At 67.6% G+C, this 9,456-nt stretch carries 10 protein-coding genes; 3 read left to right on the top strand and 7 right to left on the bottom strand.

What is annotated here, in order from left to right; all coding sequences use genetic code 11:
- From H926_RS0104130 to H926_RS0104120, 3 genes are all read right to left on the bottom strand, one after another.
- Nucleotides 1-1,544 (bottom strand): ATP-dependent DNA helicase RecQ (locus H926_RS0104130; protein ID WP_022675187.1); only part of this gene is annotated, 1,544 nt, incomplete at its 3' end.
- Between the two features lie 72 nt (nucleotides 1,545-1,616).
- Nucleotides 1,617-2,096: a DUF3592 domain-containing protein gene (locus tag H926_RS0104125; RefSeq protein ID WP_022675186.1), complete on the bottom strand. Its 480-nt coding sequence runs from the start codon at nucleotides 2,094-2,096 to the stop codon at nucleotides 1,617-1,619.
- A gap of 24 nt (nucleotides 2,097-2,120) precedes the next feature.
- Nucleotides 2,121-3,323 carry a cation:proton antiporter gene (locus tag H926_RS0104120; RefSeq protein ID WP_022675185.1) on the bottom strand — a complete coding sequence of 401 codons (1,203 nt, stop codon included), beginning with the start codon at nucleotides 3,321-3,323 and terminating at the stop codon, nucleotides 2,121-2,123.
- 105 nt (nucleotides 3,324-3,428) lie between these two features.
- On the opposite strand from H926_RS0104120, the gene H926_RS0104115 reads away from it, so the two are divergent.
- The 3 genes from H926_RS0104115 to fumC all read left to right on the top strand — a co-directional run bounded on the left by H926_RS0104115 (nucleotide 3,429) and on the right by fumC (nucleotide 5,513).
- On the top strand, nucleotides 3,429-3,734 hold the full coding sequence (locus H926_RS0104115) for a hypothetical protein (RefSeq protein ID WP_022675184.1): 306 nt from the start codon (nucleotides 3,429-3,431) through the stop codon (nucleotides 3,732-3,734).
- A 92-nt stretch (nucleotides 3,735-3,826) separates the two neighbouring features.
- Nucleotides 3,827-4,087 (top strand): hypothetical protein, encoded by a 261-nt coding sequence (locus H926_RS25520; RefSeq protein ID WP_022675183.1) that lies wholly within the window; start codon nucleotides 3,827-3,829, stop codon nucleotides 4,085-4,087.
- A 46-nt stretch (nucleotides 4,088-4,133) separates the two neighbouring features.
- Complete coding sequence (gene fumC, locus H926_RS0104105; protein WP_022675182.1) at nucleotides 4,134-5,513, top strand: class II fumarate hydratase; 1,380 nt, start codon at nucleotides 4,134-4,136, stop codon at nucleotides 5,511-5,513.
- A 13-nt stretch (nucleotides 5,514-5,526) separates the two neighbouring features.
- Here the strand turns inward: fumC and arfB are convergent, their stop codons facing one another.
- The 4 genes from arfB to pabB form a co-directional block, all read right to left on the bottom strand.
- Entirely contained in the window at nucleotides 5,527-5,910 is a 384-nt protein-coding gene (gene arfB / locus H926_RS0104100; RefSeq protein ID WP_043607770.1) for an alternative ribosome rescue aminoacyl-tRNA hydrolase ArfB, read from the bottom strand.
- Nucleotides 5,911-5,942: 32 nt separating this feature from the next.
- The gene (locus H926_RS0104095) at nucleotides 5,943-6,596 is read right to left on the bottom strand and encodes an RluA family pseudouridine synthase (protein ID WP_022675180.1); all 654 of its coding nucleotides are present in this window, start codon (nucleotides 6,594-6,596) and stop codon (nucleotides 5,943-5,945) included.
- Nucleotides 6,597-6,650: 54 nt separating this feature from the next.
- Nucleotides 6,651-7,826, bottom strand: coding sequence for a pyridoxal phosphate-dependent aminotransferase (locus tag H926_RS0104090; protein ID WP_022675179.1), 1,176 nt, complete (start codon nucleotides 7,824-7,826; stop codon nucleotides 6,651-6,653).
- Between the two features lie 6 nt (nucleotides 7,827-7,832).
- The coding region (gene pabB, locus H926_RS0104085) for an aminodeoxychorismate synthase component I (protein ID WP_022675178.1) at nucleotides 7,833-9,456 on the bottom strand (1,624 nt) is incomplete at its 5' end.

Raw genomic sequence — 9,456 nt, 5'->3', positions numbered from 1 at the left:
CGCCGGCTGCCGCCGCGTTCGCGCAGCGGCGGCAGGACCACGTCGACCCGCGCCTGCCCTTTGAGGATTTCACGCGCATCGCCGCCCAGTGCCAGGCCGCCATGCTCGGTCGGCACCAGGCTGCCCCGCGCCTGGAGTGCACGCGCCAGCGCCTTGAGCAAGGGCGCCTGATCGGCCGGAACGATGCCGAACACCGAAAGCTGATCATGGCCGCGCGCGGTCACCCGTTCATCGGCCACACCGGTGAGTACCTTTTCAAGGTGGCCCAGGCCATAGCTTTGCCCGGTGCGATAGACCGCCGACAGCAGCTTCTGCGCCAGTTCGGTGGCATCGGTCAGGCCCGGCGGATCGAGGCAGTTGTCGCAATTGCCGCACGAGGCCGGCGGGTCTTCGCCAAAGTGGCGCAACAGCACGGCGCGGCGGCAGGCCGGGGTTTCAACCAGGCCTGCCAGCGCATCGAGGCGGGTGCGCTCGCCCTGGCGGCGGGTTTCGTCCACTTCAGCCAGGCGCTGGCGCGCGCGGGCGAAATCGTCTGCCCCCCACAGCAGCAGCGCCACCGAGGGATCGCCATCGCGCCCGGCACGGCCGGTTTCCTGGTAATAGCCCTCGATCGACTTGGGCAGGCCGGCATGGGCGACGAAGCGCACGTCGGGCTTGTCGATGCCCATGCCGAAGGCCACCGTTGCCACGATCACCATGTCTTCGCTGGTGACGAAAGCTTCCTGGTTGGCCGCGCGCGTCTCAGCCGGCAGCCCGGCGTGATAGGGCAGCACGCTGCGGCCGGTCTCGCCCAGTTGCTCGGCCAGCTTTTCCACCTGTGCGCGGGTGGGCGCATAGACCACGCCGGGGCCGGGATTTTCGGCAATGAAGCGGGTCAACTGGCGCAGCGGATTGTCGCGCGGGGCGATGCGATACTGGATGTTGGGGCGATCGAACCCGGCCACGATCAGGCCATCGTGGGGAATGCCCAGCTGTTCGAGGATATCGGCGCGGGTGTGGCGATCGGCCGTGGCCGTCAGCGCCAGCCGCGGCACATCGGGAAACGCGTCCATCATCGGGCGCAGCAGGCGGTAATCGGGGCGGAAATCGTGGCCCCATTCCGAAACGCAGTGCGCCTCGTCGATCGCGAACAGCGCCAGCGGCGCCTTGCCCAGCAGCTCGCGGAAATGCGGCTGGCTGGCGCGTTCCGGCGCGACATAGAGCAGGTCGAGCTCGCCATTGCGGAACCGCTCGATCGTCCATTCGCGGTCGGTATCCACGCTGGTCAGCGCGGCAGCGCGGATGCCGTTGGCCGTGGCCGAGCGCAACTGGTCGTGCATCAGTGCGATCAGCGGCGAAACCACCACGCAGGTGCCCGGCAGCATCACCGCCGGCAATTGATAGGTAAGCGACTTGCCCGCCCCAGTGGGCATGACCGCCAGGGTGGATCGCCCGCCGAGCACGCGGCCCACCACCTGGTCCTGCACCCCGCGAAAGCCGGAAAAGCCGAAAACCTGCGCCAGGCGCTGGCGCGCGGCATCAAGATCGGGCGAAAGATCGGGCATAACGGCAGTCACGCCGCCGCCTATGGCAGATAGGGGCGCACCCGGCTAGCCCAAGCGCCTAACGCAGAAGGGCTAGCCCAACAGGCCCGCCAGCATCGGCGGCAGGCCGATCGTCCTGATCATCTGCACCACCACGAACAGCAGCACCAGCGAAAGCAGGCCCCAGGCGCCCCATGTGAACGGGCCGAGCACAGTGGCGCGCGTGGGATCGGCCGGATCATACCACACGGTATAGGCGCCCGCTGGCTTCCACCCGCGGTGGACCCAGCGATGCACCAGGGCGCGCCGCTCGATCCCGTCCTGGTCGCGAAAGCGGATTTCGTCCTCGATATAGCGGGTATCGTCGCCATCGCGCCAGTTCCATCCGCGCGAGGTGAACATCGTCATCCCCAAAGACCAGAAATCCTCGGACTGCTGGCCCTCGCTATAGTCGCTGCGCCAGACCATTGCCGGCGCAGGACACCAGGTGCCGAACAGGCACAGCGCCCGCCACACGCAGAATACGAAGAACAGCCAGCACGCCAGTGCCGCCAGGACAAGGAAATCGGCCATGGCCCCTGTCCTAGCGGCAATCCGTCAAGAATTTGCTGCCGCCAGCCCTTTGAGTTTGGGCCGGACGATCGGCATGGTCAGCATCGTGCTCAACACCGCCATCAGCAGCAGCGCCGTAAACGCTTCGGGCGTGATGATCTTCTTGTCGAGCAGGACGTTGACGAAGATGATCATGATCAGCGCCTTGGTCTGGAGCATCCAGCCGATCACGCTGGCCTCGCCCTTTTTCCAGCCCAGGATGCGGCCAGCGAGGTGCACGCCGATCAGCTTGCCGGCCACCGAAGCCACGAGCAGCAACACCGCCGCGCCCAGCACCGCGGCCAGGCCCAGCCCGCCGACCTGGCCCCATTGCGTGCGCAGGCCGGTGGACAGGAAGAACACCGGCATCACCGCCAGCAGCAGGAAATGGCGGAACGCGTCGCGCCGCCCCTGCTCGAACCAGCGCGCGTCAAGCACCGCACCGGCCAGGAACGCGCCCACCATGAAATGCAGCCCCGACCAATCGGCGGCAAAACCCACCGCCGCCAGCCAGACCAGTGCGATATGCCAGCGATCATCCTCACGCACACGGTCCATCAGCCGGCGCACGCCCCAGGCCGCCACGGCAAACACCACCAGGAACAGGCCCTGGCGCCCGATGCGCTGCCAATCCAGCAGGATCAGCGCCAGCACGCCCCAGATCGCCACATCGTCCATGCTGGCATAGCGCAGCAGGCGCTGGCCCAGCGCCGTGCGGAAGATGCCGAGCTTTTCCATCAGCAGCACCAGGATCGGCAGCGCAGTAACGGCACAGGCCATGCCGATGCCGGCAACACCCTGCCCCCAGGTGCCCTTAGGGCCAAGCCAGCCCGGCACGGTGAGCAGCGCGGCCGCCGCCACCGCGCCCAGCAGCAGCGGGGTAAGCAGCGCGCAACTGGCGGTGATCAGGGTTTCGCGGGCATTGCCCCAGGCATCGGCCAGATCGAGTTCCACCCCGGCGATGAACACGAACAGGCTGACCGCCCACCAGGCCACGCCGTTGAGCGCGCCGATCACCTGCGGATTGAACACGAACGCGTAATAGCCGGGATAAAGCGCGCCCAGCACGCCCGGCCCGAGCAGGATGCCGCCGACGATCTGCACCACCACCAGCGGCGCATGATCATCACGGTTGAACACGCGCCAGACCAGCCATGGCACCGCCAGGATGATCGTCAACGCGATCAGGAAGATTTCACTGGTGCCCATGGCTATGCCCCGCTCCTACCCCCAAAATGCCCCGGCACACTTGCCGTGGGTCAAGGCGGGCTCCATCTGGCACAGTATCGTGTGGGTGCAAGAGGAGCGACCGCCATGGCGTTTGATCTGCGAAACGCACTGCAGCGCAAGGAGGAATACGAATCCGCACGCCTCACCGCGTTCGAATTTGCCGAAACGGTGCGCGCGCTCAAGGCGATGGCGGCCGACCGCGCGCTGCATCCGCGCCCCTTGCTTGACGCCATGGTCGAGCAGGGTCTTGCCAGCGCACTAACCATGATCGCGCGGCAGGCGGGGCAGAGCGCCGACGCGGTGGAGGGCGCATTCCTGCGGGCCAGGGCCAGGGCACGCGCAGACCTGATCGCGCTCCATGGCGATCCCTCGCCCGTGCGGCTGGGTTAAGCCCCTCCGCATTATGCCTATGCCCTCCCTTAAAGCCCTGCCCGTCCGGCAACTGCTAGCCTCTGTCCGGCAACAACGGCAGGAGCAACGGCATGGATATGCACCACAGCTTTTCCCCTTCGGCGGAATGGCGCGCGGCACGCGAGAGCGAACTGGAATTCATCGAGATGGCACGCGCGATCCGCGATCTGGCGCGCGAGTTGGGCATTGCGCCCGACCAGGCGGTGGATCGCCTGGCCGAGCGCGGCCTGCATGCCGCGCTGTCCCTTCTGGCCGAACAGGCCGGCCCCACGGTCGAAGCCCGCTTTCTCCAGCGCCGCGCCCAGGCCGCCACAACCCACCGCCCACTTTGACACCACCGGGGTCCACGCCGCCCCGGCGCCGCGAAAGGACCCCGGCATGACCACCCGCATCGAAAGCGACAGCATCGGCACGATCCCGGTGCCCAATACCGCCTATTGGGGCGCGCAGACCCAGCGCTCGATCGAGAATTTCCCGTTCGGCGCGGGCGAGCGCATGCCGATCGGCATCGTCCACGCCCTGGCCCTGGTCAAGCAGGCTGCCGCCCGCGTCAACCGCGCCCATGGGCTCGATGCCCGGCTTGCCGATGCCATCGAAAAGGCCGCCGCCGAAGTGGTGGTCGGCCATCACGATGACCAGTTCCCGCTGGTGATCTGGCAGACCGGCAGTGGCACGCAGAGCAACATGAACGTCAACGAGGTGATTGCCGGCCGCGCCAACGAGGAACTGGCCGGCACGCGCGGCGGCAAGAGCCCGGTGCACCCCAACGACCATGTGAACCGCGGGCAATCGTCGAACGACAGCTTTCCCACCGCGCTACACGTGGCAGCGGTGGTTGCGCTCAACCGCGAACTGCTCCCGGCCCTCGACCTGCTGACCGGATCGCTCGACACGGCAGCGCGCGAATGGGCCGGGATCGTCAAGATCGGGCGCACCCATCTGCAGGATGCCACGCCGCTGACGCTGGGGCAGGAATTTTCCGGCTATGTCCAGCAATTGCGCGATGCCCATCAGCGCTTGCGCCATGCCGAGGAGCACCTGCTGCGCCTCGCCCAGGGCGGCACGGCGGTGGGCACCGGACTCAATGCGCCAGAGGGCTTTGCCGAGGCGATGGCCGCTCAGTTGGCCGACCTTACCGGCCATGCCTTTGTCCCGGCGCCAAACCGGTTCGAAGCGCTAGCCAGCAACGATGCCCTGGTGCAGTTTTCCGCCACCCTGGCGACGCTCGCCGTGGCGCTGACCAAGATTGCCAACGATATCCGGCTCTTGGGGTCAGGCCCGCGGTCTGGCCTGGGCGAGCTTGACCTGCCGGCCAACGAACCGGGCAGTTCGATCATGCCCGGCAAGGTCAATCCCACGCAGTGCGAGATGCTGACCATGGTGGCCGCGCAAGTGATCGGCAACCATCAGGCGGTGACGCTGGGCGGCCTGCAGGGGCATCTGGAACTTAACGTGTTCAAGCCGATGATCGGCGCGGCGGTGCTGCGCTCGGTTCACTTGCTTGCCGTGGGCATGGAAAGCTTTGCCGTGCGCTGTGTCGACGGGATCGAGCCCAACACGCGCCGCATTGCCGAACTGGTCGATCGCTCGCTGATGCTGGTAACGGCGCTGGCCCCCGAAATCGGCTATGACAATGCCGCCAAGATCGCCAAGCACGCCCATGCGGCGGGACTGACCTTGCGCGAGGCCGGGCTGGCGCTGGGCCTGGTGGACGCAGCCATGTTCGACCGCCTGGTACGGCCGCAGGACATGGTGTGAAGGATCGGTCCGCCTAATCCAGGCGGACTTTGCCGCGGCCGGCCTTGACCGCGCCGCGGATCTTCTTGCCTTGCAGGCGCTGCACCTTGCCTACGCGATTGAGGCGCGACTTGGCGCGCTTTTCCGGCAGCTTGCACGCGTCGCGCAGCAGGTCGGCCAGCCGGACGCGGGCATCTTCGCGGTTGGCTTCCTGCGTGCGAAAGCGGCGCGCGGTCAGCACGATCTCGCCGCCAGCGGTAAACTTGCTGCCGGCCAGTTCCTTGAGCCGGTGAAACACCGGCGGGGCCAGGCGCAAGGCGAACACGTTAATGCGCAGTTGCACCGCCGTGGCCACCTTGTTGACATTCTGTCCGCCCGGCCCGGCAGCCGCGATGAAGCTTTCCTCCACAAGGCCCATGGCACGGGCCACGATCGCCTCGGGAGTGTCGGTCACAGCGTGAAGCCCAAGCCCGCAATATCGGCCGGGATCGGCGCTTCGGCCACGATGGCCTCCTTGCCTTCACGCGGCATCACCAGCCGCGTGGCGTGGAGCAGAGTGCGGGCCGCGCCCTTGCCATCGCCATAGACCGGATCGCCCAGCAGCGGGGCACCCAGGCCAGTCAGCGCATGGACGCGGACCTGGTGGGTGCGGCCGGTTTCAAGGCGAAACTCCACCAGGGTGCGGCCCGGCAGCCGGGCCAGCACGCGCCAGTGGGTGACGGCGGGCTTGCCCTTCTTGGCCGCGATCATGCGCCAGCCGGCAGCGGCGCTGGAAATCTTGGACAGATTGAGCGCGATGGTGCCAGCCGTTCCTTCGACATCGCCAGCCACCACGCCCCAATAGACCTTTTCCACCTGGCGCGCTTCGAACGCGGCGGAAAAGCGCTTGAGCGCCTTGGGATTGCGCGCGAGCAACAGGCAGCCCGAGGTGTCGCGGTCGAGCCGGTGGACCGGCGCGGGCAGGCGCTGGAAGCCGAGCTTCAATTCATCGAGACGGTCTTCCAGCGAGATGCCGCCGGCACGCGGCCGGTCGAGCGGCAGGCCGGCCGGCTTGTCGATGACCAGCGCTTCGCCGTCTTCGAACAGGATGGGGATTTCGATCATGCCCACCCCTTGCGCGCGAAATCGCCGGCGGGCAAGCGCGGCGGGCGTAAATCCTCAGGCCAGCGCCGCCGCAATGCGCCGCAGCGCTTCATCCAGCACGGCATCATCGGCGGCAAACGAGATGCGGAAGCCCTGCGCACCGCCAAACGCCGAGGCCGCCACCACCGCCACGCCATGTTCCAGCAGATGCAGGGCCAGCGCCTCGTCATCACCAAAGCGCTCCATCAAGGGCGCGGCATCGATCATGCAGTAGAACGCGCCATCGGGCACTGGCGTCGACAGGCCGGGGATGGCGTTGATCGCGGCGACGACCTTGTCGCGCCGGGCGCGGAAACGCTCGCGCCAATCGGCCAGAAATTCTTGCGGGCCGGCCAATGCCGCCGTGGCGGCGGCCTGGGCGATCGAACAGGGATTGCCCGAATTGTGCGATTGCAGCTTGGCCATGGCCTTGATCAGCCATTCCGGCCCGGCCGAAACCCCGATGCGAAAGCCGGTCATCGCATGGCTTTTCGAAACGCCCGACACCGTCAACACGCGGTCGGCCAGATCGGGGCATTCCACTGCCAGCGTGGCATGCGCCCCGCCGCCATAGCGCAGCGGGGCATAGATATCGTCAGACAGCACCAGCACGCGCGGGAAACGGCGCAGCACGTCGCCCAGCGCGCGCAGTTCCGCCGCCGGATAGGTGGCCCCGGTGGGATTGCCCGGGCTGTTGAGCAGCAGCCAGCGTGTGGCGGGCGTGATCGCGCTGGCGAGTTGGTCGGGCGTGATGCGAAACCCGCTGCTGGCCTGCGTCGGCAGATCGACCACGCTGGCCCCGGCAAAGCGCACGATTTCGGGATAGCTGACCCACCAAGGCGAGGGAATCAGCACCTCATCACCCGGATTGAGCGTGGCAAGCAGCGCCTCGAAGATCGCCTGCTTGCCACCTGCCGTCACGATCACCTGGCTTGGTGGCACGGCAAGGCCAAGGTCGCGTTGGAAATGCAGAGCGGCTGCTTCACGCAAGGCCAGGGTGCCAGGCACGGCGGTATAGCGGGTCTGCCCGGTATCGAGCGCCGCCTTGGCCGCCGCGATCACATGGGGCGGCGTGGGGAAATCGGGTTCCCCCACCGACAGCGAGATGATGTCACGCCCGGCGGCGCGCAGTTCGATCGCGCGGTCGGTCATCGCATTGGTGCGCGAAGGCGCGATGCGGCCCAGCGCGGCGCTGGTGGCGTGGCTGTCCATGATGGCTCAGCCCTGGCCCAGGAGGCGCGCTGGCATCAGGCCGCGCAACGCATTGCCCAGGAAAAAGCCCTGCGCCAGGTCTTCCAGGCGAACCTCGCCCTCCACCGCGCGGCCTTCTTCCAGCAATTGCGCGCGCAGCACACCGGGCAGCAGGCCCAGATCGGCCGGCGGGGTGACGAGCACGCCGTCGCGCTCCACGAACACGGAGGTAAAGCAGCCTTCGGTGATCAGCCCATCGTCGCGGCGCAACAGGGCTTCCTTCGCGCCAACACCACGCGCCGCCTTGAGGCCGGCCTCGTAAAAGCCGCGATCGGTGGTCTTGTGGCGCAGGCGCCAGTCGCCGGTGCTGACCGGCAGGGGCAGCACGGCGCAGGTAACCGGCCCAGCAAAGGCAGGCGGCAGCGGCGCTGCCTCCAGCGCATGGGCGCCGCTGCGCGCCACCACCAGGCGCACCTTGGCCGGGGCATCGAGATCGAAACACAGCGCATGGATGGCGTTGCGCAAGGCATGGCGATCGAACGCAAAGCCCAATGCCTGCGCACTTTGCTTCATCCGCTCGAGATGCCGCTCCAGCAGCGGGATCCCCGCCGTCGGATCAAAGGCCATGGTCTCGATCAGATCGGCACTGCCGGCGTTCAGGCGCAAGAAATTCCCCTTTACCACGCATTCGCGCCATTCGCCCATCATGACGGAATCCGCGACCACGGCCGAGCCGACCCCCATGGTCGCCCGCCCGCCGGCCGCGCCGGGATGGTCTGGCACCAGGCGCACGGTGCGGATTGCCACATTGAACGCCGCGCTGCCAGCCCCCGGCGCATCACCGCGATCAGGCGCCGCAGTGTCGGGCACATCGACAAAGCCGATCGACCCGCAATAGAGTCCCCGCGCATCGCGTTCGGCTATGTCGATCCACTCCATCGCGCGAATCTTGGGCGCGCCGGTGATCGATCCGCAGGGAAAGATGGCGCGCAACACATCGGCCACGGCCACGCCGGGCTGCATCTGCGCGGTCACTGTGGTGACCATCTGGTGCACGGTGGGATAGCTTTCCACGGCAAAGGCATCGCGCACCTTGACCGTGCCGGGCACGGCCACGCGCGACAGATCGTTGCGCATCAGGTCAACGATCATCAGGTTTTCAGCGCGATCCTTGGGATTGGCAGCGAGCGCGGCCTTGAGCGCGGCATCTTCCTGCGGAGTGGCGCCGCGCGGCGCCGTGCCTTTCATCGGGCGCACGGTCACACGATCGCCGCGCCATTCGAAAAACAGCTCGGGCGAGACCGAGAGATGCCAGTGCGATCCATCCCACAAGACGGCGCCATGCCCGGCCAGCGCATCACCACGCAGCGCGGCATAGATCGCCAGCGGATCACCCTGCCAGGAACCGGCCAACTGGAACGTCAGGTTGGCCTGATAGATATCGCCGCTGCGGATCGCTTCCTGCACCTGGGCAAAGGCGCGGGCATAGCCGCCGGTTGAATGCGTCGGGCCTAGCGGCCCCAGCCGGCCGCCGCTGCCCTGCCCGGCGCTTTCGCGCGCCAGCCAGGCTGCCACGTCTGCGCTGGCCATCGGCGTCATCTGCGCAAAGCGGGCAAACCACACCAGCGGCCCGGCACTGCCGCTGCGCGCC

Source organism: Novosphingobium sp. B-7, assembly GCF_000410615.1.
Lineage (GTDB): Bacteria > Pseudomonadota > Alphaproteobacteria > Sphingomonadales > Sphingomonadaceae > Novosphingobium > Novosphingobium capsulatum.
Note: the sequence above shows the minus strand (reverse complement) of the source record. Positions and strands in the feature narration are given on the sequence as shown.